We start from the raw sequence: 24,621 nt of genomic DNA on the forward strand, positions 1-24,621 counted from the left end.
ACCCTCCTCATCGCGCGTCCGGCCCATATTGTTTCAAGCTTAAAATATCTGCAAGGGGTCGAGGGCGAAGAAAATCCGCCCCCGGCCGATCGCTTCGGGACCAAGGCTCGGGGGTCGCCCAGGCTCAGGCCTGCACCCCGTCGACATACCAGTCCATCTTGGACAGCATCTCGTCGGAGGCCTTCTCGCCCGCCTTCAGGCGCTGCACGCCCTTCTGGTCCTTGAGCTCGCCGGTGAAGGGGTGCAGCGAGCCGTCGACGATGCCCTTCTGGACGGCGTCGGCCGCCTGCCGCGCAGCCGGCGTCACGGCGGCGTTGTAGGGCGCCAGCTTGACCATCCCGTCCTTGATGCCGCCCCAGACGTCGCCGCTCTTCCAGCTGCCGTCCATCGCCTCCTTGACCCGGCGGATATAGTAGCCGGACCAATCGTCGACGATCGCGGAGAGATGGGCCTTCGGCGCGAAGGCGCTCATGTCCGAGGCCTGGCCGAAGGCGAAGACGCCGCGCTGCTCGGCCGCCTGCAGGGCGGCGGCGGAATCGGTGTGCTGGGTGATGATGTCGCAGCCCTGGTCGATCAGCGCCTTGGCCGCATCGGCCTCCTTGGCCGGGTCGTACCAGGTAGAGGCCCAGATCACCTTGGTCTTGAAGTTCGGGTTCACCTTCTGCGCGGCGAGGGTGAAGGCGTTGATGCCCATCACCACCTCCGGGATCGGGAAGGAGGCGATGTAGCCGGCCGTGCCGGATTTCGACATGTGCCCGGCGATGGTGCCGATCACCGCGCGCCCCTCATAGAAGCGGGCATTGTAGGTGGCGACGTTCTCGGCGCGCTGATAGCCGGTGGCGTGCTCGAATTTCAGCTTCGGGAACTGTTTCGCGACCTGGATGGTCGGGTTCATGAAGCCGAAGGAGGTGGTGAAGATCAGCTGGTTGCCGGCTTGGGCGAGCTGCCGGATCGCGCGGGCGGCGTCGGGCCCCTCGGCCACGTTCTCGATGAAGCTGGTCTTGATCTTGTCGCCATACTCCTTCTCCAGCGCCTTGCGGCCCTGGTCATGGGTCCATGTCCAGCCATGATCGCCGACCGGCCCGACATAGATGAAGCCGACGCCGAAGGGCGCCTGGGCCAGCGCGCGGCCGGCGGCGAAGGGCAGGGTGGCGGCGGCGCCGGCGCCGAAGGTGAAGCGGCGGCGGGTGATGATGGAGGTCATGTCTCGTCGTCTCCTGTTGTGTCGGCGGCGTCAGGACGCCGTGAAAGCCTTGCCGAGGCAGGCCGGCGCATCGAGCCGTCCCGCGCCTCGCCTCAGCGACATCATGGTCAGAACCACGATTGTCGCAAGATAGGGAGCCATGGCCAGCACCTCGGGCGCCAGCCAGGCGATGCCCGCCGCCTTGGCCTGGAGTTCCAGGGTCATCACCGCGCCGAAGAGATAGGCCCCGAGCAGCAGCCGTCCCGGACGCCAGGCGGCGAAGACGACAAGCGCCAGCGCGATCCAGCCGCGGCCGGCCGTCAGCCTGTCGGCCCACATCGGCGTCAGCGCCAGCGAGAAATAGGCGCCGCCGAGCCCGGCGAGCGCGCCGCCGAAGGCGATGGCGGCGTAGCGGATGCCGATGACGGGATAGCCGATCGCATGCGCCGACTGGTCGTTTTCCCCGACCGCCCGCAGGATCAGCCCCGGCCGCGTCCGGCGCAGGAACAGGCTGACCGCCAGCACCAGCGCCAGCGACAGATAGACCATGACGTCATGGCCGAACACGACCCGCAGCCAAGGATGGCCGGCGAGCGCCTCGGGGAAGACCGGGCCGAGCCGCTCGATGGTGCGGCCGACGAAGCCCGCGCCGATCAGCGAGGAGGCGCCGATGCCGAAGATCGTCAGCGCCAGCCCGGTTGCCACCTGGTTGGCGGTGAGCGACAGGGTCAGGACGGCGAAGACCATGGCGGTGGCGATGCCGGCGAGCGCGGCCGCGGCGAGGCCGAGCCCGGTGCTGCCCGTGCCATAGGCCACCGCGAAGCCGGCGACCGCTCCGCACAGCATCATGCCCTCGACGCCGAGATTGAGCACGCCGCTCTTCTCGACCACGAGCTCGCCCAGCGCCGCGAGCAGGATCGGCGTCGCGGCCGCGACGAGGGTCATGACGATCGAGACCAGGATGACGCTGTTCATGGCGCCGCGCTCCTGAGGTCGGCGCCAGCCGCAGCCGCGTCACCGCGCGGGCGATCGGGGGGGAGGGTCCGGCTCACGCGCTGCGCTCCCGCCGGACGATCCGGTATTTCACCAGCACGTCGGTCGCGAGCAGCACGAAGAGCAGCAGCGCCTGGAACATCCCCGTCGCCGCCTGCGGCAGCTTCACCGTGGTCTGCGCCACCTCGCCGCCGACATAGGTCGCGGCCAGGATCACGCCGCCGAAGACGATGCCGAGCGGGTGCAGCCGGCCGAGAAACGCGACGATGATGGCGGTGAAGCCGTAATTCGTGGGGAATTGCGGGGTCAGCTGGCCGAACGGGCCCGCCGCCTCGAACAGCCCGGCGAGCCCGGCCAACCCCCCGCCGGCGAGGAGCGAGGCCCAGGTCACCGCATCGGCGCTGAAGCCGCCATGGCGCGCGGCGGCGGGTGCCAGCCCCACCACCTTCACGCCATAGCCCGCGACCGTCTTCTCCAGAACCAGCCAGGCCAGAGCCGCCGCGAGCAGCGCGAGGGGGATGCCGAGATGCACCAGCGAACCCTCGAGCATCACCGGCAGCGTCTGATCCGCGGTGAACATCCGCGTCTGCGGAAAATTGAAGCCGTCCGGGTCCTTCCACGGGCCGCGCACCAGATAATACAGCGCCTGCACCGCGACATAGGTCAGCATCAGGCTGGTCAGGATCTCGCTGACCTGCAGCCGCACCCGCAGCAGCGCCGGAACCGCTGCCCAGGCCATGCCGCCCAGCACGCCGGCCAGCGCCATCGCCGGCAGGATCCACCAGCCGCTCATCTCATAGGTCAGGAGGGCGACGCCGGTGCCGGCGATGGCGCCCATGATGTATTGCCCCTCCGCGCCGATATTCCAGACATTGGCGCGAAAGCCGATCGCGAGCCCGAGCGCGATCATGATCAGCGGCGCGGCCTTGACGCCGAGATCGGGCCAGCGCTGCGGCTCCAGAAACGGCGTCAGGAAGATGTCGTGCACGGCGCGGATGCCGTCATAGCCCATCAGGGTGAAGACCAGCGTGCCGAGCGCCATGGTCAGCACCACCGCGATCAGCGGGCTCAGATAGAGCATTGAGCGGCTGGGTTCGCGCCGGCGCCGCCACTCAAGCATGGTTGCCCGCTCCGGCCGGGGGAGCCTCGCCATGGACGCCGCCCATCATCAGCCCGATCTCGTCGATGCCGAGGCTGGCCACCGGACGCGGTGGCGACAGCCGGCCCTCGTTCAGCACGCAGAGCCTATCGGCCAGTTCGAGCAGCTCGTCGAGATCCTGCGAGATCACCACCACGGCCGAGCCCTTGGCGGCGAGGTCGACCAGCTCCTGCCGGATGGACGCGGCGGCGCCCGCATCCACCCCCCAGCTCGGCTGCGACACCACAAGCACACCGGGCTCCTGGCCGATCTCGCGGCCCATGATGAATTTCTGCAGATTGCCGCCGGAGAGCGCGCGCGCGGGTGCGCTCGGGCCGGTGGTGCGCACGTCGAAGCGCTTGATCACCGCATCGGTGAAGCGCGCCACGTCGCCGGCGCTGATGAAGCCCAGCGGCGCCAGCGGCACTCTGTGGCGCGCCGTCAGCACGCTGTTCTCGGCGAGGGTGAAATCCGGCACGGCGGCGTGCCCGTTGCGCTCTTCCGGCACGCAGGCGAGCCCCAGCGACCGGCGCGCGCCCGCGCCGAGCCCGCCGATCGGCCTGCCGTCGAGCAGGATGGCCCCGTCCCGCGTCACCGGCCGCTCGCCCGACAGGGCGGTCAGCAATTCGGACTGGCCGTTGCCCGCCACCCCGGCGATGCCCAGGATCTCGCCGGCGCGCGCCTCGAAGCTGATCGCCGCGAGATCGGTTCCGAAGGGCGGATCGCCCGGCAGCGAGAGACCGTCGACCTCGAGCCGCACTGCGCCCGCGCTCTGCGCCGGCCGCCGCTCGACGCGGCGCAGTTCGGCGCCGATCATCAGCTCTGCCATGTGCGTCGTGCTTTCGAGGCGCGGATCGCAGCTCGCCACCACCCGGCCGCCGCGCAGGATCGTCGCCGCCTCGCACAACGTTTTGATCTCGTGGAGCTTGTGCGAAATGTACAGGATCGAGCAGCCCTGCGACGCGATCTGGCGCAGGGTCTGGAACAGCCGCTCCACCTCCTGCGGCATCAGCACCGAGGTCGGCTCGTCCATGATCAGCAGCCTGGGCTTCTGCAGCAGGCAGCGCACGATCTCGACCCGCTGTCGCTCCCCCACCGACAGCGTATGCACCTCGCGCTCGGGATCGAGCGGCAGCGAGTAGCTCTCCAGGATCGCCGCGACCTGACGCTTCAAGCCCTCGCGGTCCACCGCCTCGTCCAGGCCGAGCGCGATGTTCTCGATCACCGTCATCGCGTCGAACAGCGAGAAATGCTGGAACACCATGCCGATGCCGAGACGGCGCGCCGCCTTGGGCGAGGCGATGGCGACCGGCTCCCCATCCCAGGCGATGCTGCCCTCATCGGCCTGCTGCACGCCGTAGATGATCTTCACCAGCGTCGATTTGCCGGCGCCGTTCTCGCCGAGCAGCGCGTGGATTTCGCCCGCGCGGACGCTGAGGCTGACATCCTCATTCGCCTTCACCCCGGGAAAGCTCTTGGAGATACGCGACAGCGCGAGCCGAGGCGGCGACACCTAGCGGCCCCTCCGGCGGCCGAGCCGCAGGCGACGGGTCCCCGTGGCGCTGCCGGGACTAAGGGTCGACGGGCGCGGCCGCGCAGCTTCGCTCATATCCCCTGCAACTCCCTCGACACGGTCGGCTTCGTCGGCCGGCCAAGCAAACTCCGCACCAGCTCGGCCGCCGTCAAGGCGGCGATCACCTCGGGGCGCTTGTCGTCCACATCGCCGCCGCCGATCGGGCAGATCAGCCGCGCCAAGGTCTCCCTGCGCCCGCCGCCGCGCAGGAAGCCGCTCTCGAAGCGGGCGCGCTTGGTGGCGGAGCCGATCATGCCGACATAGGCGGCATCCCCGCGCGCCAGCGCCGCCTCGGCCAGGCGGTAGTCGAGCGCATGGCTGTGGCTCAGCACGATGAAGGCGGAGCCCGGCCGCGCCGCATCCACCGCCTGCACGGGATCCTGCATGCGCAGGCAGGTGATGGCGCGGGGCAGCCCGTCCAGCACGCCGTCGCGATCATCGACCAGCAGCGTCGCGAAGGGCAGGGGGGCCAGGGCCTGGGCCAGCGCCCGCCCGGTATGGCCCGCACCGAAGATCAGGATCGAAGGGCGCATCGCGGCCTGCGCCTTCTCCCGCGCGGCGACGGCGGCGAGCTCGGGCGCGCCGGCGCGCTGCAGCGCGACCTCGACATGGCCGCCGCAGCACTGGCCCATTTGCGGCCCGAGCGGGATCGCCAGCTCGCGGCGCGCCTCGCCTGTCGTCAGCATGGCGCGCGCCAGGTCGATGCAGTGGAATTCGAGCTGCCCGCCACCGATCGTGCCCGCCATCGCCGCCGCGGAAACCGCCATGGTCGCGCCGGCCTCGCGCGGGGTCGAGCCACGGGCCGCGACCAGCGTCACCAGCACGACGCCCTGCGCGAGATGCGTCGCGAGGAAGGCGGAGACGGTCATCCTGCAAGGGCCTCCGCCCGCACCCGCTCCACCGCCGCGAGCACGCGCTCGGGCGTCGCCGGCGCATCGAGGCGCGGGCAGATCCGGTGCCCGCCGAGGCTCGCTACCGCATCCGACAGGGCGTGCAGCACCGAGATCGCCAGCATCAGCGGCGGCTCGCCGACCGCCTTGGAGCGGTGGATCGTCGGCTCGCGATTGGGCGCGTTCTGCAGCAGCGCGACGTTGAAGATCCGCGGCCGGTCGGAGGCGACGGGGATCTTGTAGGTCGAGGGCGCATGGGTGCGCAGCCGCCCCTTGTCGTCGAAGACCAGCTCTTCCGTCGTCAGCCAGCCCATGCCCTGGACGAAGCCGCCCTCGATCTGCCCGATATCGATCGCCGGATTCAGCGAGGTCCCGCAATCATGCAGGATATCGGTCCGTTCCACCTTGTATTCGCCGGTCAGCGTGTCGATCGCGACCTCGGTCGCGGCGGCGCCATAGGCGAAATAATAGAAGGGGTGGCCGCGTCCGGCCTTGCGGTCCCAGTTGATCTTCGGCGTGGCGTAGAAGCCGGTTGCCGAGAGCTGGGTGCGGGCGACATAGGCCGCCTTGACGAGATCGACGAAGGCGATTTCGCGCCCGCCGACCTGGACATGGCCCTGGCGGAACCGGATCGCCTCCGGGCTCTCCTGCCAATGCCTCGCCGCGAAGGCTACGAGCCGCGCCTTGATCGTCTCGCAGGCGTCGAGCGCCGCCATGCCGTTCAGGTCGGAGCCGGAGGAGGCGGCCGTGGCCGAGGTGTTGGGGACCTTGCCGGTGGTGGTGGCGGTGATCTTGACCTGGTCCAGCCCCACACCGAAGGCCTGCGCCACCACCTGCGCCACCTTCACATACAGGCCCTGGCCCATTTCGGTGCCGCCATGGTTCAGCGCGATGGTCCCGTCGGTATAGACATGCACCAGCGCCCCGGCCTGGTTGTACCAGGTGGCGGTGAAGGAAATCCCGAATTTCACCGGCGTCAGCGCCAGGCCGCGCTTGACGATGCGGCTCTCGCGGTTGAAGGCGGCGATCGCCTCCCGGCGGGCGCGGTAGTCGCAATCCCGCTCCAGCTGCGCCATCACCTCGCCGGCGATCATGTCCTCGACGCGCTGGTGATAGGGGGTGATGTCGCGATTCTCGCCGCCATAGAGGTTGCGCCGGCGCACCTCCAGCGGATCGAGCCCGGTGGCGAAGGCGACCTCCTCGATGAAGCGTTCCGCACCGACCATCCCCTGCGGCCCGCCGAAACCGCGAAACGCCGTGTTCGAGACGGTATGGGTGCGCAGGGGCTCCGAGCGGAGCCGGACGGCCGGGTAGAAATAGCAATTATCGGCGTGGAACAGCGCGCGGTCGGTCACCGGGCCCGAGAGATCCGCATTCCAGCCGCAGCGCGCGGCATAGACGGCGTCGACGGCGAGGATATGCCCGTCATCATCGAAGCCGATCTCGTAATCGCAGACGAAATCATGGCGCTTGCCGGTGATGATCATGTCGTCGTCGCGGTCGGGCCGCAGCTTCACGGCCCGTCTCAGCTTGCGCGCCGCCAGCGCCGCGACCACCGCGAACAGATTGGACTGCGTCTCCTTGCCGCCGAAGCCGCCGCCCATGCGGCGCACCTCCACGGTCACCGCATGTGAGCCGACGCCGAGCACCTGCGCCACCATGTGCTGAACTTCGCTGGGATGCTGGGTCGAGGACAGCACCAGCATGTCCTCGTCCTCGCCGGGGATGGCGAGCGCGATCTGGCTTTCCAGATAGAAATGATCCTGGCCGCCGATCGTCATGGCCGCCTTGAGCCGGCGCGGGCTGGCCTGGAGAGCGGCGGAGACGTCGCCGCGCTCCAGCTTCAGCGGCTCGGTCACCAGCTCTCCCCCCGCGGCGCGCGCGGCGGCCACGTCCAGGACCGGCGCGGCTTCCTCATAGACGGCTCGCGCCAGCAGCGCCGCCTGCCGTGCCTGCGCCCGCGTCCGCGCCACCACCGCAAAGAGCGGCTGGCCGTGATGCATGATGCGGTCCGTCGCGAAGATCGGCTCGTCATGGCGATGCGTCGAGGAAATGTCGTTGACGCCCGGGATATCGGCCGCCGTCACCAGCCCCAGCACGCCGGGTGCCGCCTCGACGGCTGCCAGATCGAGCGAGACGAGCCTGCCATGCGCGATGGTGCTGAGGCCGAGACAGGCATGGGCGAGGCCCGCCGGCTCCGGCAGATCGTCGATATAGAGCGCCTCGCCCGCCACATGCTTGGGGGCGGAATCATGCTTGCTGCCGCGACCGACCGGTCCCTCCTGCGGTTCGGTCGCCGCAGCGGCGTCCTGGGCGAGGCCGTCAGCCATGGGCGGCCTCCACCAGCAGCCCCGCGACGCGGGTGGCGGTGGCGGGCTCGCGGGTTTCGATCAGGAAGCGCCGCAGCAGATTCCCCGCGACGGTGAGCCGATAGCCGGCGCTGGCCCGCATGTCGCTCAGCGGCGTGAAATCGGCCGGCAGCCGGGCGATGGCGGCGTCGACCGCCGCCTCGTCCCAGACCCGGCCGCGCAAGGCGGCCTCGGCGGCGGCGGCGCGCTTGGGGATCCCGGCCATGCCGCCATAGGCCAGCCTCGCCTCCAGAATGCGCCCCTCCGCGTCGATGCGCAGGAAGAACGCCGCGCACAGCGCAGAAATATCCTCGTCGAAGCGCTTGCTGATCTTCGACACGTGGAAGAGCGCATCCGCGGGCGGCTTCGGGACGATGATCTCGGAGACGAATTCGCCCTTGCGCCGGTCCTGCTTCCTGTAATCCAGGAAGAAATCCTCGAGCGCGATCTCACGCAAACCAGTTCCGGAACGCAGCAACAGCCTGGCGCCGAGCGCGATCAGGGCCGGGGGCAGATCGCCGATCGGCGAGCCATTGGCGATATTGCCGCCGATCGTCCCGGCATTGCGCACCTGCTCTCCGCCGAAGCGGCGCATCAGCTCGTCGAGCTGCGGCGAGAGCGCAGCCAGCGCGGCGCGGACATCGCCATGATTGGCCATGGCGCCGAAGCGCAGCGTGTCGCCGGTATCGACGATGCTCCGCATCTCCTCGCAGCGCCCCAGATACAGGATCGCCGGCGGAATCTGCATACCCTTGGTCACCCAGAGCCCGACATCGGTCGCCCCGGCGACGAGGATCGCATCCGGATGCTGCATCACCAGCTCCGCCAGCGCCGCCTGCGTCACGGGGGCGTGGAAGCTGCGGCCCGCCTCGCCCAGCACCAGCGTCTCGCCATCGGCGAGCTCGGCGAGCCGCGCCGCGATCGCCGCCTCCGCCTGCGCCAGCCGCTCCTGGGGCCGGCCTCCGCGGTACAGAGCGAGCGCTGCGGCGATGATCGGCTGGTAGCCCGTGCAGCGACACAGATTGCCGGCCAGCGCATCCTCGATCCGGGCCACATCAGGCGCGGCTTCGTTCAGCCAGAGCGCGAAGAGCGACATCACGATGCCCGGCGTGCAGAAGCCGCATTGCGAGCCGTGATGCGTCACCAGCGCCTGCTGCACCGGATGCAGGCCGCCATCCGCCGCCTTGAGATGCTCGACCGTCAGGAGATGGCACCCCTCCAGCGTCGGCAGGAAGCGAATGCAGGCGTTGATCGCCTCATAGCGCAGGCGGCCGCGGTCGAGCCGGCCGACGACGACGGTGCAGGCGCCGCAATCGCCCTCGGCGCAGCCCTCCTTCGAGCCGGTCAGGCGCCGCTCCAGCCTCAGCCAGTCCAGCACCGTCAGGGTCGGATCGCAGGCCGCGATCTCGATCAGCTCCTCGCCGAGGATGAAGCGCAGGGTTCTACGCATGGCTGGATGCCCAAATCATGCCTCCAGATTAGGCATGTTCGGTGCTTGGCCGAAAGCTTTGATTTGGTGCAGATATGATCTGATTTTATGCCGGAGCCGAAGCCCGTGATGGAAAACACAGCGATACGGGCGTTGCGGGGCCGTCTCCTCTGGTTCGTCGACGACCCTGAGAGTGCCGGTGCGGGCGCCCATCGCTTCATCGAGGACGGGCTGCTGCTGATCCGGGACGGGCATATCGTGGCGGCCGGGCCTGCGGCCGCGCTGCTGCCGGAGCTGCCCGAAGGCGTCGAGCCGGTCGACCACCGGCCGCATCTGATCATGCCGGGCTTCATCGACGCGCATCTGCATCTGCCGCAGACCCAGGTCATCGCCTCCTATGGCGCCCAGCTGATCGACTGGCTCAACCGCTACACCTTCGTCGAGGAGCAGAAATCCGCCGATCCCGCCCATGCCGACGCACAGGCGCGCTTCTTCCTGGACGAGCTGCTGGCGAGCGGCACCACCACCGCCAGCGTCTATGGCTCGGTGCATCCGGCATCGGTCGAGGCCCTGTTCGCCCTGTCGGCGCAGCGCGACACCCGCATGATCGCCGGCAAGGTGATGATGGATCGCAACGCGCCGGCGGCGCTCACCGACACGCCTGAGACCGGCTATGCCGAGAGCAAGGCGCTGATCGCGCGCTGGCACGGCAAGGGCCGGCAGCTCTACGCAGTGACGCCGCGCTTCGCCATCACCTCCTCGCCGGAGCAGCTCGCCGCGGCCGGGCGGCTGGCGGCCGAGCATCCGGACTGCCATGTCCAGACGCATATCAACGAGAACCGCGCCGAGATCGCCTTCACCCGCGATCTCTACCCCGACGCGCCCGACTATGCCGGAATCTACGAGCGCTACGGGCTGCTGCGCGGCAACAGCCTGATGGGCCATTGCATCCATATGACCGACCGGGAATGGGCGGCCTTCGCCGCGGCCGGCGCGGTGGCGGTGTTCTGCCCGACATCGAACCTGTTCCTCGGCTCCGGCCTGTTCGACCGGGCCCGGGCCCGGCGCGAGGGGGTACGCGTCGCCATCGCCAGCGATATCGGCGGCGGCACTTCCTATTCCATGCTGCGGACGCTGGCCGAGGCCTACAAGGTGCTGCAATTGCAGGGGCAGTCGCTGTCGGCCTTCGCCGCCCTGCATGCGATCACCCGCGGCAATGCGCTGGCGCTCGGGCTCTCGGACCGCATCGGCTCGTTCGAGACCGGCCGCGAAGCCGACCTCGTGGTGCTGGATACGCGCGCGACGCGGGCGATGGCGCACCGGCTGGAGACGGCGCGCGATCTCGCGGAGGAGCTGTTCGTGCTCGTCACGCTCGGCGACGAGCGCAACGTCGCCGCGACCTATGTGATGGGCCGGCGGATCATGCCGCAAGCCGGCCGGTGAGAGCGGCTCAGCCGAGCGCGCCGCCCTTGCGGGCGAAGTCGAGATAGATTTCGCGCAGCCGGATCGCGGCCGGCCCCGGCGCGCCGTTGTGGATGCTGTGCCCGTCGATCGAGACCACCGGCATCACCAGGCTGGTAGCGGAGGTGATGAAGGCCTCTTCGGCGTCCAGCGCCTCGGCCAGCGTGAATTCCCGCTCCTCGAAGGCGTAGCCGCTCTCCGCGATGAAGGCGAGGACGGCCTGGCGGGTGATCCCCGGCAGCACCTTCTGCGACAGGGGCCGCGAGATCAGCGTCTTGCCCTTGACGATCCAGGCGGTGGAGGAGCCGCCCTCGGTGACCACGTCGCCCTCCAGCATCCAGGCTTCGGCGGCCCCGTTCTCGGCGGCGTATTGCTTGGCCAGCACCTGCGCCAGCAGGCCGACGCTCTTGATGTCCCGGCGCGCCCAGCGGATGTCGGGGCAGGAGACGATCTTGATGCCGGTCTTGGCCGCCGGAGCGCTGGTCATGTTCCGCGCCTGGGTGAACATCACCAGGGTCGGCGTGGCATCCTTGGGGAAGGGGAAGTCGCGATCGGCCGCGCCGCGCGTCACCTGCAGATAGACGCCGCCCTCGTCCAGCCCGTTGCGGGCGATGAGCTCCTCGTGAATCGCGATCAGCTCCGCCCGCGACCAGGGCAGGGCCAGCTTGATCTCGCCACAGGAGCGTTCGAGCCGGGCGAGATGCGCCTCGCAATCCACGAGCCGGCCGCCGATCACCGCGGACACCTCATAGATGCCGTCGGCGAAGACGAAGCCGCGGTCGAAAATGGAAATCCGGGCCTCTTCCTCGGGGCAATACGCGCCATTGACGTAGACGGTGCGGCTCATGGGAACGGTCTCTGTTCTTCTCAGCGGGACGGGACGACACTCCTAGCCGAGGGCTCCTCTCGATGCGAGCGACAAAGCGGGCTCGCGGATCGGCATCGGTCGTGTCTCGGTTCGAAATTGGAAGCCGATAGCGCTCAGGGCTTGATGCCGAGCAGGGCTTGGATTTTGGCCAGCACGTCTGCGACGACCGCCGCCGGCATCTTGCAGACGAATTCGGATCTCCGATCCGACCAGGACAGGCTTTTGAGGTGATCGCTCAGGACCACGGCTTTCACGTCGAGGCCAACGGGCACAGCCGTTTCGAACGGGTAGCCTTTGACCTGCGTGGTGATGGGGCACAGAACGCAGAGACGGGTCTTGGCGTTGTAGTCCCGGGGCGAGAAGACTAGCGCCATGCGCCGCCCGGCCTGTTCCCGGCCCATTTGCGGGTCGAAATCAAGCCAGATGACATCATGGGCATCAGGGCAGTAAGGCGGGCTAGCAGAACTCGTTGCCGACCGCAGAACCCGTGTCACTCTCGACATGCAAATTGGTCTCTGTGATTCGACTGACCAAATCTGCAAGATCGTAGCGCGGCACACCAAGCGGCTTGATGACCAAGCAGCCATCCTTCACCGAAATATCGGCGAGCGCGCCTTCCCCGACGGACAGCTCCTGCGCGTAGGACGCGGGAATCCGCAGTGCGAGGCTGTTGCCCCACTTGGAGAAGCGCGTGTTCATGGCGATGTCACCCCTCAGGCTCGATGCGCCTGTCGATACAACGAAGATACATGCGTAGGGTTTCGATGCAAGTTGCAAAGTGACGCGCGGATGGCGTCACGCGGTGGCGCCGCGCGCGTTTCATGCGGATCGCGTTTCTTCGACGCGCATCGTCCGGCTCGCGCCACTCATGCGACGGGTGCAAAAACGACGGATTCCGCTTTGCGGCGCGATGCTCTAAGGCGGCTCCGAGAGATGCTCGCCCGAAGGATTTCAGGATCGCCAGATGACACAGCTCGATCGGATGCCGCCCCTCGCCGCTGCGGAGCAGACGCCGGAGCAACGCCGCGCCTCGGAGGTGTTCAAGACCATCCGCGACCAGCCCGTCTTCGGCCCCTTCGTGCCGCTGCATCGCAGCCCGGACCTGATGCTGCGCCTCGCCCCGGTCGGGGATTTCATGCGCAAGGAGCTGGTTTTCGGCGTGCGCCTGGCCGAGATCGCGATTCTCTTCACCGCCCGTCGCTATGACCAGCCGGTGGAATGGGCGATCCATGCCGAGATCGCCGCCCGCGCCGGGCTGCCCGCGGCGGTCATCACGGCCCTGGCGGAAGATCGCCGGCCGCCCGGGATGACCGAGGACGAGGCCCTGATCTGGGATTGCGTCGCCGAGATCGACCGCAGCAGGCGGCTCTGCGATACGAGCTATGCCGCGCTGTCGGCGCGTTTCGGCGAACGCGGCGTCGTCGAGCTGGCGGCGCTGATGGGCTACTATCAGCTACTGGCGACGGTGATGAACTGCGCGCGCACAGCGGCTCCCGAGGGTCCGGAACTGCCGCGGCCGCGATGATCGGCGGGGCTGCGGCCTCCGACCCGGATCATCTGCGGGGCAGGGGGCTGGTCAAGCCGATCGGGCGGCCCTAGCTTCGCGTCGGAAACGAACCAGGGCGAAGAGCGGCAGCAAGCACGCCAGGCCCGACCAAGGGAGAATCATCATGATCGAGAAGCGTTTGCGGCGGCGCGAGGTGATCCTCGCGCTCGGCGCCTCCGTCCTGCTGCCGGGCGCCGCGGCGGCGCAGGCCGGCCCGATCAAGCTGGTGGCGCCGTTCCCCCCGGGCGGTTCGGTCGATGCGATCTCCAGGCTGCTGCAGCCGGGGCTGCAGCAGCGTCTCGGCGCCAGCGTGATCGTCGAGAACCGGGCCGGCGGCTCGGGCTCGATCGGCGCCAACGCCGTCGCCAAGGCCGCTCCCGACGGGCAGACCTGGCTGATGGTGTTCGACACCCATGCGGTCAACCCCGCGCTGCTGCCGAGCCTGCCCTTCGACACGGTCAAGGACCTCGAGCCGGTCGAGCTGCTCGGTACCGCGCCGATGGTGCTGGCCTGCCACCAGTCCCGCCCCTTCAAGACGCTGGCCGATGTGATCGCCGGTGCCAAGGCCGCGCCGGGCAAGCTCACCTACGCCACCATCGGCAATGGCAGCCTCGGCCATCTCGCCATGGTGCTGCTGGGCAAGCGCGCCGGGGTTGAGCTGACCCATGTGCCCTATCGCGGCGGCGGGCCTGCCGTGAACGACGCCGTCGGCGGCCATGTCGACCTGATCATCGGCTCGGCCGCGCTGCTCGCGCCGCAGGTCGCGGGCGGGGCGCTGCGCCCCATCGTGCAGACGGCGGCCCAGCGCATCAGCACCATGCCGGACGTGCCGACGGTGATCGAGAGCGGCTATGACGGTTTCACCGCCGATGCCTGGTGGGGCGTCTTCGCCCCGGCCGGCACGCCGAAGCCGATCATCGACAAGTTCCGCGCGGCTTTGGTCGAGACGGTGCGCGATCCCGCCACGGCGAAGCGGCTGGTCGAGCAGCAGCAGGTCACGCTCGCCCTGCAGGGCGGGGAGGCGTTCAGGAGCTTCTTCGCCGAGCAGATGCGGATCTGGGGCGCCGTCGTCCGGGATAACGGCATCAAGCCGGATTGAGCCGCCGGGAGGAGCGTCGCCGGCTCGCGCGGCGCCCCTTCCCAGCACAGCCGCATCGGGCGCTGCGGCCAGAGCCGCCGCGCGCCGATGCGACCCGTTTGTCCGAAGGATCCGATATGAGTCGTCCCCTCGTCGTCGTGCTCGACGACAGCCAGAACGTCGCCCGCGCCTCGGCCGATTGGTCGCCCGTCGAAGCGCGGGCCGATCTGCGCATCCTGAGCGAGGCCTTCGCGAGCGAGGAAGCGGTGGCGGCCGCCCTGGCCGATGCCGAGATCATCATTCCGATGCGGGAGCGCACGGTCTTCACCGCCTCGCTGCTCGACCGGCTGCCCAGGCTGAAGCTGCTCGCCACGACCGGCCCGCGGACCTCGACCCTCGACATCGCGGCCTGCACCGCCCGCGGCATCGTCGTCACCAATACCGGCGGCTCGCAGGTCGGCGCGGCGACATCCGAACTCGCCTTCGCGCTGATCCTGGCCAGCGCGCGCGGGCTCGGCCGCGCCGATGCCGCCATGCATCAAGGCGGCTGGCATGAGGGCGTCCCGCTCGGCGAGGTCGTGGCCGGGAAGCGGCTCGGCATCGTCGGCCTTGGCAAGCTCGGCCAGCGCGTCGCCCGCTATGCCAAGGCTTTCGATATGGAGGTCGTCGCCTGGAGCCAGAACCTCACCGACGAAACCGCGGCCGCCGCCGGGGTGCGCCGGGTCGAGAAGACCGAGCTCTTCGCGACGAGCGACGTCATCTCCTTGCATCTGGTGCTGTCGGAGCGGACGCGCGGCATCGTCGGCGAGGCCGAGCTGCGGGCGATGAAGCCCGGCGCCTGCCTCGTCAATACGGCGCGCGGCCCGCTGGTGGCGGAACGGCCCTTCCTCGAGCGGCTGCAGGCCGGCAGCATCCGCGCCGCGCTCGACGTCTATGACAAGGAGCCACTGCCGGCCGATCATCCGCTGCGCGGCCTGCCCAATGTCGTGCTGACCCCGCATCTCGGCTATTCCGCCGCCCCGGTCTTCGCCGAATATTACGGCGAGAGCGTCGAGAACGTCGTGGCTTTCCTCGACGGCAATCCGATCCGCGTGGTCAATCCGGAGGTGCTGGCCGGCTGACGCGCCTCAGCCGAGCTTCGCCTTCGCCCGTTCCTGAGCCTCCACCACCGCCACCGCCGTCATGTTGACGACGCCGCGCGCGGTGACCGAGCCGGTCAGGATATGCGCCGGCTTGGCCGCGCCGATCAGGATCGGCCCGACCGGCAGCGCGTCGCCCAGCACCTTGGCGAATTGATAGGCGATGTTGGCGGCGTCGAGATTGGGGAAGATCAGCACATTCGCCACCCCCTTGAGCCGCGAGGAGGGCAGCACCCGCTCGCGCACCAGGGCGACCAGCGCGGTATCCGCCTCCATCTCGCCATCGCATTCGAGATCGGGCGCGCGCTCGCGGATCAGCCCGAGCGCCTTGCGCATCTTCAGCGAGGACGGCGTGTCGGCCGCCCCGAAATCGGAATGCGACAACAGCGCGATCTTCGGCTCGATGCCGAAACGGGCGACATGGCTGGCCGCGAGCAGCGTCATGTCGGCGACCTCCTCGGCCGTCGGCTCCGCCTTCACATGCGTGTCGGCCAGGAAGAAGGCGCCCTTGTTGGTGACGATCAGCGTCATCGCGGAGATGTCGCAGACCCCCGGCTCCAGCCCGATAATGTCCTTGATGTGCCGCAGCCGCGAGAGGAACCGGCCTTCGAGCCCGGTGATCAGCGCATCGGCCTCGCCCCGCGCCACCGCCAGCGCGGCGATGACCGTGTTGTTGGTCCGCACCAGCGAGCGCGCGGCCTCCGGCGTCACGCCGCGCCTTCCGGCGATGTCGAGATAGGTCTGGACATAGTCGCGGTAGCGCGGGTCGTCCTCGGGATTGACCACCTCGAAATCCACGCCGGGCCGGATCGACAGGCCGAAACGCTGGATGCGCGTCTCGATCACGCTCGGCCGGCCGATCAGGATCGGAACCGCGAGCCCTTCCTCCAGCGCCACCTGCGCGGCGCGCAGGACGCGCTCATCCTCGCCCTCGGCATAGATCACCCGCTTGGGATCGGCCTTCGCCTGGGCGAAGAGCGGCTTCATGATGAAGCCCGAGCGGAAGATGAAGCGCGAGAGGTCCTCGCGATAGGCCTCGATGTCGATCAGCGGCTTGCGGGCGACGCCGGTCGCCATGGCGGCCTCGGCGACGGCCGGCGCGATCCGCAGGATCAGCCGCGGATCGAACGGGTTCGGGATCAGCGAGGTCGCGCCGAAGGTCGAGGCTTCGCCGCCATAGGCGCGCGCCGCGATGTCGGAGGTCGCCTCCCGCGCCAGGGCCGCGATGGCGCGGACGGCGGCGAGCTTCATCGCCTCGTTGATCGTCGTCGCCTGCACGTCGAGCGCGCCGCGGAAGATATAGGGGAAGCACAGGACGTTGTTGACCTGGTTCGGATAATCCGAGCGCCCGGTGCAGATCATCGCATCCGGCCGCACCGCCAGTGCATCCTCGGGCGTGATCTCGGGGTTCGGGTTGGCGAGCGCCAGGATCAGCGGCTTCGGACCCATCCGCCCGGCCATCTCCGGCTTCAGCACGCCCGCCGCCGACAGCCCGAGGAAGACGTCGGCCCCGTCGATGACCTCGCTCAGCGTGCGCGCATCGGTATCCTGCGCATAGACCTCCTTCCAGCGGTCCATCAGCGTGTTGCGGCCCTTGTGCACCACGCCTTCGAGATCGGTCACCCAGATGTTGCGGCGCTGGGCGCCGAGCTCGACCAGCAGGTTCAGGCAGGCCAGCGCCGCCGCCCCGGCCCCCGAGACGACGATCTTGACGTCGCCGATCTTCTTGCCCGCGAGGTCGAGCCCGTTGAGGATCGCCGCGGAGACGATGATCGCGGTGCCGTGCTGGTCGTCATGGAAGACCGGGATGTTCATCCGGGCCTTGAGCTGCTCCTCGATCTCGAAGCATTCCGGCCCCTTGATGTCCTCGAGATTGATGCCGCCGAAGGTCGGCTCCAGCGCCGCCACCACCTCGACGAAACGCTCGATGTTCTTCTGCTCGACCTCGATGTCGAAACAGTCGATCCCGGCGAATTTCTTGAACAGGACGGCCTTGCCCTCCATCACCGGCTTGGAGGCGAGCGGCCCGATATCGCCGAGGCCCAGCACGGCCGTGCCGTTGGTGATCACGGCGACGAGGTTCTGGCGGGAGGTCAGCTCCGCGGCCTGGGAAGGATCGTCGACGATCGCCTCGCAGGCGGCGGCCACGCCGGGGGAATAGGCGAGCGCGAGGTCGCGCTGGTTGCCGAGCGGCTTGGTCGCCTGGATCTCGATCTTACCGGGCTTGGGCGAGCGATGGTAGACCAGCGCGCCCGAGCGCAAATCGGCGGACAAGGTGCTTTTCATCGCTCTGCTTCCCGACCAGCTTGGGTGACGCGTCGAGGTCGCGCGGAAACCCCCCGCCCGTCAAGAACCGATCGGGCAATAATGCTGTGGCGGAATGGGCGGCGCGCCCGGCCTCGCCGGGAGATGGCAGCGCTCTCGGCCGTGCCGGCAGCGTCCTGCGAGGCGGCCGCTAGAACGCCCAAACGCGCCGCTCAAATCCTCAAACGGCTTAGGCGAAAGCCGCCCAAAAGCTCGGCGAGAGGCCACCACTTCGGACCTGATCGTGATTGGATCGATCCGCGTCTCACCCCTTGGCCGATTGGGTGACACTCAGAAGGTGATAATCGTCCGCGACATCTTGCTCGAAGAGGGCACCGTCCAGACCCAGGCCCTCGATCTGAGCGGCATCTGGCAGGACCGAGAGTCCGGCTATGATGCCATCGAATCCGACACTCACATCCTGCGCTGATGCGATCAGAGGCCCCTCTCTGAATTCGGTCCGGCGGTACTGAATCTGTATAACAGTTTGCCAGAAAATCCGCCCAAATCGCAATGAGCGTGGTCAATCTTGAAAACCATCGGGGCCTCCCGGTCATTGTGTGGCGCTTCCCTGTTCGCCTAGTCCCCGACCTTGTCCGGCCACTCCTTCATGAGCGTACTGGTAGCCGTTGCTGTAACCTGCGGACGCAGACCTGAATGCGATACATTGCGATCGAGCCGTTCCTTGGACGTACTCAGGCTTACCGGGTAGAAGAGATTACTGAGGCGGTCTTGGCCGTGATCAGAGGCGATCGGTCGTGATGCGGCCCTGACCGCCCGACTGATTCGGCCCAAATGAGCGAACTGAGCCTGAAATCGGCCGTTGTGCCCTTTTTCTACCGATAGAAAATTCTTCAGCGAAAACATAGAGTTAAGAGAGGGCGGTGCTGATCCGCTGTGGACACCCAGCGTGTCGTGCTTGCAGCGACAACCGTTTCAAGGCCAAAGATTCTTTGTCGCCCAGATGGTCCACAAGATTTTTTCTTGCTGAGAGGACCGTTCCAGATGGCCGACACTCCCAAACTTCCCGCGCCTCGTCGAAAATCCCAGGCGCTTCACACGGTCCAGTTCCGTTCGAAATGGATCGAAGGCGCCGCGTCCGGTCATGGCATATACATACTACCGATCGTGACCCTGATCGTTGCGCTGATCGTGGTCAGCGTCCCGGTTATCATTTGGCGCTGGTGACGGGGTGGTCTGTCAATCGACCGCACGCCAATCCGCAGATTTGCCTACACCAAAAAGTTGACCCGACTGCCGATATAGCGGCTAAATCATTGAATTTGTGCAACTTAAAAGGCCTTGAAGGTGATGATCGTGTGCGTATCCGCGATCTCGGGGATCGACTGCACCTTCTCGGCGACGAAATGGCCGATATCGACATCGGCGCCGACATGGAACTTGGCGAGAATGTCGTAATTGCCGGCGGTGGAGTAGATTTCCGAAGCGATCTCGCGATCGGCGAGCTCGCTGGCGACCTCATAGGTCTTGCCCAGCTTGCACTTGATCTCGACGAAGAAGGTCTGCATCGCGGGCTCCGGAGTTGCGCGCTCCTCGATAAGGCCTGTGGTCCTGCAAGATCAAGCGCCGGCGAGCGCGGCGATCCTGCGGCTCATGCCGCTCTCCGGATCGGTGAGCCCGGCGATGACGGTGAAATGATTGGCGCCCGCGATCTCCTCATAGCGGGTCTGCGCGCCGCCCAGCCCCCAGACATCGACGATCCGCCGGCTCTGCTTCAGGTATTCCTCGCTCTCGGCCCCGCCGACCACCGCATCCATCACCAGCCGCGCCGGCGCCGGCCAGAAGAGTGGGCTCTGCTCCTCCGCCTCCTCGAAGCTCAGCCCGAGGGCGGTGTTGACGCTGGTCTCGGTCAGCGGCTTCAGATTGTAGAGCCCGGAAATGCCATAGGCGGCGCGCACCAGATTCTCCGGCAGGTCCGGCGCCAGCGCCTTCCAATCGGTGGCCAGCAGGCAGGCGGCGAGGTGCCCCCCGGCGGAATGCCCGCAGGCGATGATCGGCAGCCGGTAGGCCCGCCACAGGAAGGCGGCGGCGCGGCGCATCTGCTCCACGATTGTGCCGACGGTGACCTGCGGGCAGAGATCGTAGCCCGCCACCGCCATCGGCACGCCGAGCGCCGTGACACCGCGTGCCATATGCGAGAAGAAGCCGGGATCCAGCGCCTGCCAATAGCCGCCATGGATGAACAGGACGATCGAATCGCCCTTCGCGGTCTCGGGCTTGAAGAGATCGAAGCGCTGGCGCTCGCCATGGCCGTAGACGACGCCGAATTCGGCCACCGCGCTCTGGCGGAAGGCGGCCGCATCGGCCTGCCAGCCGGCGATGATGCCGGGATGCTCCGGCACCCGCGCGCGGTTGTTGTACTCGGCTTCGTAGTCGGGCTTCATCCGCGGCTCTTGGGTTCGATCGGCTTGCAGGTGGCGTGCCGGCCCTGCTTCGCGCCGTGCCGCATCTTGCGACAAGCCTCGGTGCAGGTCGAGGCTTTTGACAGCGCGCGCCCCAGCGGCGACAAGGCGCCCCGCAGCGAAGAGCCCGATGGAGAGCGCCTTGGACAACCCGATTCTCGCCGAAGTGACGCGCGGTCCCGTGGTCGAATCTCGCCATCGCGGCGCGGCCATCGTCGTCGATGCCGAGGGGGCGGTGGTGCTGTCGCTGGGGGATGTGGCGCGCCCCGTCTTCCCGCGCTCCGCGGTGAAGGCGATCCAGGCGCTGCCGCTGCTGGAGAGCGGCGCCGCCGACCGATACGGGCTGAGCGAGGCCGAGATCGCGCTCGCCGTCTCCTCGCATTCGGGCGAGCCGCTCCACGCGGAAACCGCGCTCGGCATGCTGCGCAAGGCCGGCCGCGACGCCGGCTGCCTCGAATGCGGCGCGCATTGGCCGAGCAATGAGGCGGCCGCACGGGCGCTGGCGCGCTCGGGCGCCGAGCCGACCGCGCTGAACAATAATTGCTCGGGCAAGCATGCGGGCTTCATCTGCCTGTCCTGTTCGCTGGACGAGGACCCCGCCGGCTACGTCAAAGCAGAGCATGCGGTGCAGCGCGAGGTCCGCGGCGCGCTGGAGGCGGTCACGGGCGCCCCGCATGATCCCGCGCTGGCCGGGACCGATGGCTGCTCGATCCCGAGCTATGCCGTGCCGCTGCAGGCTTTGGCCCTGGGCTTCGCCCGCATCGGCACCGGCCACGGCCTTCCACCCGAACGCGCCCGCGCCGCGGCGCGCATCCGCCGGGCCGCCGCCGCCCACCCGTTCATGGTGGCCGGCACCGGCCGTTTCGACACCCGCGCCATGGAACTGCTGGGCGAGCGGCTGTTCATCAAGACCGGCGCGGAGGGGGTCTATTGCGGCGCTTTGCCGAAGCTCGGCTACGGCATCGCGCTGAAATGCGACGATGGCGCCGGGCGCGCCGCGGAGGTGGCGATGGCTGCGCTGATCGCGCGATTCCTGCCGATGAGCGAAGCGGAAACCGCGCAATTCGCGCCGCTGCGCGAAGTCGTGCTGAAGAACTGGAACGGCATCGAGGTCGGCCGGGTGCGAGCCGCCGCGCCCTGACGCAGCCGCCGCGGCCGGGCTCAGGACACCGCGTTGTTCTCGACCCTGACCCCGGCGGCCCGCACGTCCTGCCCGCGGGTCAGATCGCCGGTGACGCTCTTGCCGTATTCCGTGCCGACCACCGCGCCGCGCGCCGCCTCGCTGATGATGTTGTTGGCGATCAGGGCATTGCGCTCCTTCGGCACCAGCGAGACGGAAATGCCGATGCCGGTCTTGCGCACCACATTGCCGGTCGCGGCGAGGTTGCGCATCCCCCAGGACCAGCCCAGCGAGATCCCGATATCGCTGGCCCCCTCGATGACGTTGCCGGTCACGGCCGCCTCGGCCTCGACATGCACGCCGATGCCGCCGACCGGCTCCTTGCCCTTGGGCGCGAAGCCGCGCTGCGCATTGCGGATGATGTTGTTGGCGAAGACGCTGAGGCGCCCGCCATGGTCGAGATTGGTGATGTTGGCGCCCTGGGCGCAATCCTCCACCAGATTATTGGCGATGATCGCGCCCTCGAAGGCGAATTCCGAATAGAGCGCGGTCTCGCCGCAGCGCCTCCCCTGATTGCCCAGGATCTGCACGGCGGAGCCCGAATTGTTGCGGATGAAGGTCAGCGCGCAATCCCGCAGGCTGTTCCCTTCGATGATCACCCCCCCGGCCTTGAACAGGCTGATGCCGTTGCCGTTGGGGCCGTCGCCGCCGGCATCCGACCGGATGCGGTGGATGTGGTTGCCGCGGATCAGCGACTGATCGTCGCCTTGCTGGCTGCGCCAGAGCTGGATGCCGTTGTTGCCGCAATCCTGGACATGGTTCTGCTCGATCGAGAGCCCGCGCGAATCCAGCGAGAACAGCGCCGATTCGCGCAGGCTGCGGAAGCGATTGCGGTCGATCCGCGCGGCGCTGCGCGCCAGCATCAGGCCGATCGCGCCGGCATTGGCGAAGTCGCAGCCGGTCACCGCCGCCTCCAGCACCTCCTCGAAGGCCACCAGCCCGGTCCGCTGCGCCACCTTGATGTCGAGGCCGTCCAGGCCGAGCCCCTCGATCCCGCAGCGCCGGATGCGGCGCGCCAGCAGCATCGGGCCGGGTTGCGCGGCGACGAACTGCGTCGCTCCGGGCACGCCGACGAGCCGCGCCCCCTCCGGCAGCACGACCTGGCTGATGCGGTAGCGCCCCGGGGCGACGAGGAGCGGCGCATTGCGCCTGGCGGCTTCAGCGAGCCCTGCCTGCAATTGCCGCGACTGATCCTCCGAAGCGCCGGCGCGCAGCCCGAAATGCGCCGCTTCCAGCCCCAGACTGCCCAAAGCCGTGGCCGGCGCTGTTATCGGGGCCTGGGCCAGGCTGCGCCCCGCGGCCAGCATGGCCGTGCCAGAAAGAGCCGCAGACAGGACGAGGCGCCGGGACCAGACCATGAGAAACTCCGTTGCCGGAGCCGGGATCAAGGATCGTGCCGTCGCGTCTGTCCCATCCCGGCACGGTCGCCGCGCCCGCTGCGCGCCAGCCCGGCCGCGATCTCCACCAGCGCCCGCGCCAGCGGCTCGGCCCCCGGGCGAAATCCGGCGACGCGATCGGCCGGGCGCTGCCCGGGCTGCGGCCGGAGATAGGGCACGTGCACGAACAGCACCGGCACCCGCGCCGGTCCGAGCGCCTCCAGCGCCAGCGCATAGCTCGAATCGCAGAGATAGCGGCCGGCCGATGCGGAGAAGCTCGCGCGCAACCCCTCCTGCCGCAGCGCCCGCAAAGCGGGCTGGGGCGAAGCCGTGCTCCGCCGCGGCAGGTTCGGCGCCGCCACGCGCCGTCCCGGCGCCGCCCCTGCCGCATCCGGCAGCAGGCGGCTGGCATTGCCGCGTCCGAACAGCTCGACCCTGATGGCACGGGAGCGCGCCGCCACCCCCAGCATCAGCACCGCGCGCGGCCGCTTCTCGACCAGCGCCGCGCCAAGCCGCGGGAGCCCGCCGGCATAGCTCGTCGGCAGCACCAGCGCCTCGGCCGCCCAGCCGGCCCGTTTCAGGCGCTGCGCCACGGCGCGGGCGAGGGTGGTCGTCGGGTTGACGCGCACCCGCGGAAACGGCCCGAAGCCGGTGACGAGGATCTCCACCGGCCGGCTCACAGCCCCAGGGCCCTGGCGATCCGGTCCGCCGCGACGGTGGCCGGCAGCCGCCCGGACGCCACCTCCGCCTCCAGCGCGGGGGCCAGCTGCTTCAATTGCGGATCATGCCGCAGCCTGGCCTGCATCCGTTCCTGCACCATCGCCCACATCCATTTCACATCCTGCCTGCGGCGCTTTTCCGTGATCAGGCCGCGGGCTTCGTGCCGGCTGCGGTGATCCTCGATCCTGGCCCAGAGCGCATCGAGCCCTGCGCCGGTCAGGCCGGACAGGGTGACGACGGGCGTTTGCCAGACCGGCGAAGCTGACGCGAGGATATGCAGCGCGGCCTGGTATTGCGCGGCGGCTGCTCTGGCCGCGCTCGCGCCGTCCCCATCCGCCTTGTTGACGGCGACGATGTCGGCGAGCTCGATGATGCCCTTCTTGATGCCCTGCAGCTCGTCGCCCGCATTGGGCAGCATCAGCACGAGAAACAGGTCGGTCAGCTCCGCCACCGCCGTTTCCGACTGGCCGACCCCGACCGTCTCGACCAGGATCACGTCGAAGCCCGCCGCTTCGCAGAGCAGCATGGTCTCGCGGGTCTTGGCCGCCACGCCGCCGAGCGTCCCGGAGGAGGGCGAGGGGCGGATGAAGGCGTGCGGATCCACCGCGAGCCGCGCCATCCTGGTCTTGTCGCCGAGGATCGAGCCGCCCGTCCGCGTCGAGGAGGGATCGACCGCCAGCACCGCCACCTGATGGCCTTGACCCGTGAGATGGCTGCCGAGCGCGTCGATCATCGTCGATTTGCCGACGCCCGGCACGCCGGTGATGCCGATGCGGATGGCCTTGCCGCCATGCGGCAGCAGCTCCTGCAGCAGCGCCAGCGCCTGGTCGCGATGGTCCGGCCGGCGCGATTCCACCAAGGTGATGCCGCGGGCGAGCGCCGCCCGCTCTCCCGCGAGGATGCGCTGCGCCAGCTCGCGCGGCGACGGGGTGGGTGCGGGCTGGGGCTCGTCCATCGCGCCTGCCTAGCAAG

At 68.8% G+C, this 24,621-nt stretch carries 23 protein-coding genes; 7 read left to right on the plus strand and 16 right to left on the minus strand.

The features are described from left to right. Positions 1 to 124 precede the first annotated feature (124 nt). The 7 genes from ASG72_RS17370 to xdhA form a co-directional block, all read right to left on the minus strand. Entirely contained in the window at positions 125 to 1,204 is a 1,080-nt protein-coding gene (locus tag ASG72_RS17370; RefSeq protein ID WP_056715077.1) for a BMP family ABC transporter substrate-binding protein, read from the minus strand. A 30-nt stretch (positions 1,205 to 1,234) separates the two neighbouring features. Further along, positions 1,235 to 2,158, minus strand: a complete 924-nt coding sequence (locus ASG72_RS17375; protein WP_056715080.1) for an ABC transporter permease — start codon at positions 2,156 to 2,158, stop codon at positions 1,235 to 1,237. Positions 2,159 to 2,231: 73 nt separating this feature from the next. Next, positions 2,232 to 3,257 (minus strand): ABC transporter permease, encoded by a 1,026-nt coding sequence (locus tag ASG72_RS17380; RefSeq protein WP_244488858.1) that lies wholly within the window; start codon positions 3,255 to 3,257, stop codon positions 2,232 to 2,234. Positions 3,258 to 3,288: 31 nt separating this feature from the next. Next, complete coding sequence (locus ASG72_RS17385; RefSeq protein WP_056715083.1) at positions 3,289 to 4,827, minus strand: ABC transporter ATP-binding protein; 1,539 nt, start codon at positions 4,825 to 4,827, stop codon at positions 3,289 to 3,291. A 92-nt stretch (positions 4,828 to 4,919) separates the two neighbouring features. Next, positions 4,920 to 5,756, minus strand: coding sequence for a xanthine dehydrogenase accessory protein XdhC (xdhC, locus tag ASG72_RS17390; protein WP_056715085.1), 837 nt, complete (start codon positions 5,754 to 5,756; stop codon positions 4,920 to 4,922). Then, entirely contained in the window at positions 5,753 to 8,107 is a 2,355-nt protein-coding gene (gene xdhB / locus ASG72_RS17395) for a xanthine dehydrogenase molybdopterin binding subunit (RefSeq protein WP_056715088.1), read from the minus strand. Before xdhB ends, xdhC begins: the two co-directional genes overlap by 4 nt. Continuing rightward, positions 8,100 to 9,575, minus strand: coding sequence for a xanthine dehydrogenase small subunit (gene xdhA, locus ASG72_RS17400; RefSeq protein WP_056715091.1), 1,476 nt, complete (start codon positions 9,573 to 9,575; stop codon positions 8,100 to 8,102). The genes xdhB and xdhA overlap by 8 nt, the downstream gene beginning before the upstream one ends. Positions 9,576 to 9,683: 108 nt before the next feature. Here xdhA and guaD point away from each other — a divergent pair, with 108 nt between their 5' ends. Beyond that, positions 9,684 to 10,997 (plus strand): guanine deaminase, encoded by a 1,314-nt coding sequence (gene guaD / locus ASG72_RS17405; protein ID WP_056715542.1) that lies wholly within the window; start codon positions 9,684 to 9,686, stop codon positions 10,995 to 10,997. 7 nt (positions 10,998 to 11,004) lie between these two features. Here the strand turns inward: guaD and ASG72_RS17410 are convergent, their stop codons facing one another. From ASG72_RS17410 to ASG72_RS17420, 3 genes are all read right to left on the minus strand, one after another. Beyond that, positions 11,005 to 11,862 carry a D-amino-acid transaminase gene (locus ASG72_RS17410; RefSeq protein ID WP_056715093.1) on the minus strand — a complete coding sequence of 286 codons (858 nt, stop codon included), beginning with the start codon at positions 11,860 to 11,862 and terminating at the stop codon, positions 11,005 to 11,007. A 134-nt stretch (positions 11,863 to 11,996) separates the two neighbouring features. Next, entirely contained in the window at positions 11,997 to 12,386 is a 390-nt protein-coding gene (locus ASG72_RS17415) for a type II toxin-antitoxin system PemK/MazF family toxin (protein ID WP_056715096.1), read from the minus strand. Continuing rightward, positions 12,340 to 12,582 carry an AbrB/MazE/SpoVT family DNA-binding domain-containing protein gene (locus ASG72_RS17420; RefSeq protein ID WP_056715099.1) on the minus strand — a complete coding sequence of 81 codons (243 nt, stop codon included), beginning with the start codon at positions 12,580 to 12,582 and terminating at the stop codon, positions 12,340 to 12,342. The genes ASG72_RS17415 and ASG72_RS17420 overlap by 47 nt, the downstream gene beginning before the upstream one ends. Before the next feature lie 265 nt (positions 12,583 to 12,847). On the opposite strand from ASG72_RS17420, the gene ASG72_RS17425 reads away from it, so the two are divergent. From ASG72_RS17425 to ASG72_RS17435, 3 genes are all read left to right on the plus strand, one after another. Continuing rightward, a complete protein-coding gene (locus tag ASG72_RS17425; RefSeq protein WP_056715102.1) occupies positions 12,848 to 13,408 on the plus strand; it encodes a hypothetical protein in 561 nt (186 codons plus the stop codon). A gap of 145 nt (positions 13,409 to 13,553) precedes the next feature. Beyond that, positions 13,554 to 14,528 carry a tripartite tricarboxylate transporter substrate binding protein gene (locus ASG72_RS17430; RefSeq protein WP_056715107.1) on the plus strand — a complete coding sequence of 325 codons (975 nt, stop codon included), beginning with the start codon at positions 13,554 to 13,556 and terminating at the stop codon, positions 14,526 to 14,528. A gap of 116 nt (positions 14,529 to 14,644) precedes the next feature. Further along, positions 14,645 to 15,628 carry a D-2-hydroxyacid dehydrogenase family protein gene (locus tag ASG72_RS17435; RefSeq protein ID WP_056715110.1) on the plus strand — a complete coding sequence of 328 codons (984 nt, stop codon included), beginning with the start codon at positions 14,645 to 14,647 and terminating at the stop codon, positions 15,626 to 15,628. 6 nt (positions 15,629 to 15,634) lie between these two features. Here the strand turns inward: ASG72_RS17435 and ASG72_RS17440 are convergent, their stop codons facing one another. Further along, complete coding sequence (locus ASG72_RS17440) at positions 15,635 to 17,932, minus strand: NADP-dependent malic enzyme (protein ID WP_056715113.1); 2,298 nt, start codon at positions 17,930 to 17,932, stop codon at positions 15,635 to 15,637. 262 nt (positions 17,933 to 18,194) lie between these two features. Between ASG72_RS17440 and ASG72_RS20885 the strand changes: the two genes are divergently transcribed. Then, complete coding sequence (locus ASG72_RS20885) at positions 18,195 to 18,380, plus strand: hypothetical protein (RefSeq protein ID WP_156396033.1); 186 nt, start codon at positions 18,195 to 18,197, stop codon at positions 18,378 to 18,380. A 575-nt stretch (positions 18,381 to 18,955) separates the two neighbouring features. After that, positions 18,956 to 19,138, plus strand: a complete 183-nt coding sequence (locus ASG72_RS20890) for a hypothetical protein (protein WP_156396034.1) — start codon at positions 18,956 to 18,958, stop codon at positions 19,136 to 19,138. 104 nt (positions 19,139 to 19,242) lie between these two features. On the opposite strand, the gene ASG72_RS17445 is transcribed toward ASG72_RS20890, so the two are convergent. Further along, positions 19,243 to 19,479, minus strand: a complete 237-nt coding sequence (locus ASG72_RS17445) for an Lrp/AsnC family transcriptional regulator (RefSeq protein WP_056715116.1) — start codon at positions 19,477 to 19,479, stop codon at positions 19,243 to 19,245. A 51-nt stretch (positions 19,480 to 19,530) separates the two neighbouring features. Continuing rightward, positions 19,531 to 20,355: an alpha/beta hydrolase gene (locus ASG72_RS17450; protein WP_056715119.1), complete on the minus strand. Its 825-nt coding sequence runs from the start codon at positions 20,353 to 20,355 to the stop codon at positions 19,531 to 19,533. Between the two features lie 160 nt (positions 20,356 to 20,515). Between ASG72_RS17450 and ASG72_RS17455 the strand changes: the two genes are divergently transcribed. Next, positions 20,516 to 21,514 (plus strand): asparaginase, encoded by a 999-nt coding sequence (locus ASG72_RS17455; RefSeq protein WP_200939971.1) that lies wholly within the window; start codon positions 20,516 to 20,518, stop codon positions 21,512 to 21,514. A gap of 20 nt (positions 21,515 to 21,534) precedes the next feature. Here the strand turns inward: ASG72_RS17455 and ASG72_RS17460 are convergent, their stop codons facing one another. From ASG72_RS17460 to meaB, 3 genes are read right to left on the minus strand one after another with little or no spacing between them, the layout of a single operon-like run. After that, the gene (locus ASG72_RS17460; protein WP_082540448.1) at positions 21,535 to 22,911 is read right to left on the minus strand and encodes a TIGR03808 family TAT-translocated repetitive protein; all 1,377 of its coding nucleotides are present in this window, start codon (positions 22,909 to 22,911) and stop codon (positions 21,535 to 21,537) included. Positions 22,912 to 22,937: 26 nt separating this feature from the next. Beyond that, positions 22,938 to 23,609, minus strand: coding sequence for a hypothetical protein (locus ASG72_RS17465; RefSeq protein WP_056715129.1), 672 nt, complete (start codon positions 23,607 to 23,609; stop codon positions 22,938 to 22,940). Continuing rightward, entirely contained in the window at positions 23,606 to 24,604 is a 999-nt protein-coding gene (gene meaB, locus ASG72_RS17470) for a methylmalonyl Co-A mutase-associated GTPase MeaB (RefSeq protein ID WP_056715132.1), read from the minus strand. The genes ASG72_RS17465 and meaB overlap by 4 nt, the downstream gene beginning before the upstream one ends. Positions 24,605 to 24,621 lie beyond the last annotated feature (17 nt).

It is taken from the genome of Allobosea sp. Leaf344, from assembly GCF_001426225.1.
Classification (GTDB): Bacteria; Pseudomonadota; Alphaproteobacteria; order Rhizobiales; family Beijerinckiaceae; genus Allobosea.

Excerpts from the sequence above, each read along its gene's own strand:
- ASG72_RS17370 (WP_056715077.1), bottom strand. The coding sequence starts at position 1,204 with ATGACCTCCATCATCACCCGCCGCCGCTTCACCTTCGGCGCCGGCGCC.
- ASG72_RS17375 (WP_056715080.1), bottom strand. The coding sequence starts at position 2,158 with ATGAACAGCGTCATCCTGGTCTCGATCGTCATGACCCTCGTCGCGGCC.
- ASG72_RS17380 (WP_244488858.1), bottom strand. The coding sequence starts at position 3,257 with ATGCTCTATCTGAGCCCGCTGATCGCGGTGGTGCTGACCATGGCGCTC.
- xdhC (WP_056715085.1), bottom strand. The coding sequence starts at position 5,756 with ATGACCGTCTCCGCCTTCCTCGCGACGCATCTCGCGCAGGGCGTCGTG.
- xdhB (WP_056715088.1), bottom strand. The coding sequence starts at position 8,107 with ATGGCTGACGGCCTCGCCCAGGACGCCGCTGCGGCGACCGAACCGCAG.
- xdhA (WP_056715091.1), bottom strand. The coding sequence starts at position 9,575 with ATGCGTAGAACCCTGCGCTTCATCCTCGGCGAGGAGCTGATCGAGATC.
- guaD (WP_056715542.1), top strand. The coding sequence starts at position 9,684 with ATGGAAAACACAGCGATACGGGCGTTGCGGGGCCGTCTCCTCTGGTTC.
- ASG72_RS17410 (WP_056715093.1), bottom strand. The coding sequence starts at position 11,862 with ATGAGCCGCACCGTCTACGTCAATGGCGCGTATTGCCCCGAGGAAGAG.
- ASG72_RS17415 (WP_056715096.1), bottom strand. The coding sequence starts at position 12,386 with ATGTCGAGAGTGACACGGGTTCTGCGGTCGGCAACGAGTTCTGCTAGC.
- ASG72_RS17420 (WP_056715099.1), bottom strand. The coding sequence starts at position 12,582 with ATGAACACGCGCTTCTCCAAGTGGGGCAACAGCCTCGCACTGCGGATT.
- ASG72_RS17425 (WP_056715102.1), top strand. The coding sequence starts at position 12,848 with ATGACACAGCTCGATCGGATGCCGCCCCTCGCCGCTGCGGAGCAGACG.
- ASG72_RS17430 (WP_056715107.1), top strand. The coding sequence starts at position 13,554 with ATGATCGAGAAGCGTTTGCGGCGGCGCGAGGTGATCCTCGCGCTCGGC.
- ASG72_RS17435 (WP_056715110.1), top strand. The coding sequence starts at position 14,645 with ATGAGTCGTCCCCTCGTCGTCGTGCTCGACGACAGCCAGAACGTCGCC.
- ASG72_RS17440 (WP_056715113.1), bottom strand. The coding sequence starts at position 17,932 with ATGAAAAGCACCTTGTCCGCCGATTTGCGCTCGGGCGCGCTGGTCTAC.
- ASG72_RS20890 (WP_156396034.1), top strand. The coding sequence starts at position 18,956 with ATGGCCGACACTCCCAAACTTCCCGCGCCTCGTCGAAAATCCCAGGCG.
- ASG72_RS17445 (WP_056715116.1), bottom strand. The coding sequence starts at position 19,479 with ATGCAGACCTTCTTCGTCGAGATCAAGTGCAAGCTGGGCAAGACCTAT.
- ASG72_RS17450 (WP_056715119.1), bottom strand. The coding sequence starts at position 20,355 with ATGAAGCCCGACTACGAAGCCGAGTACAACAACCGCGCGCGGGTGCCG.
- ASG72_RS17460 (WP_082540448.1), bottom strand. The coding sequence starts at position 22,911 with ATGGTCTGGTCCCGGCGCCTCGTCCTGTCTGCGGCTCTTTCTGGCACG.
- meaB (WP_056715132.1), bottom strand. The coding sequence starts at position 24,604 with ATGGACGAGCCCCAGCCCGCACCCACCCCGTCGCCGCGCGAGCTGGCG.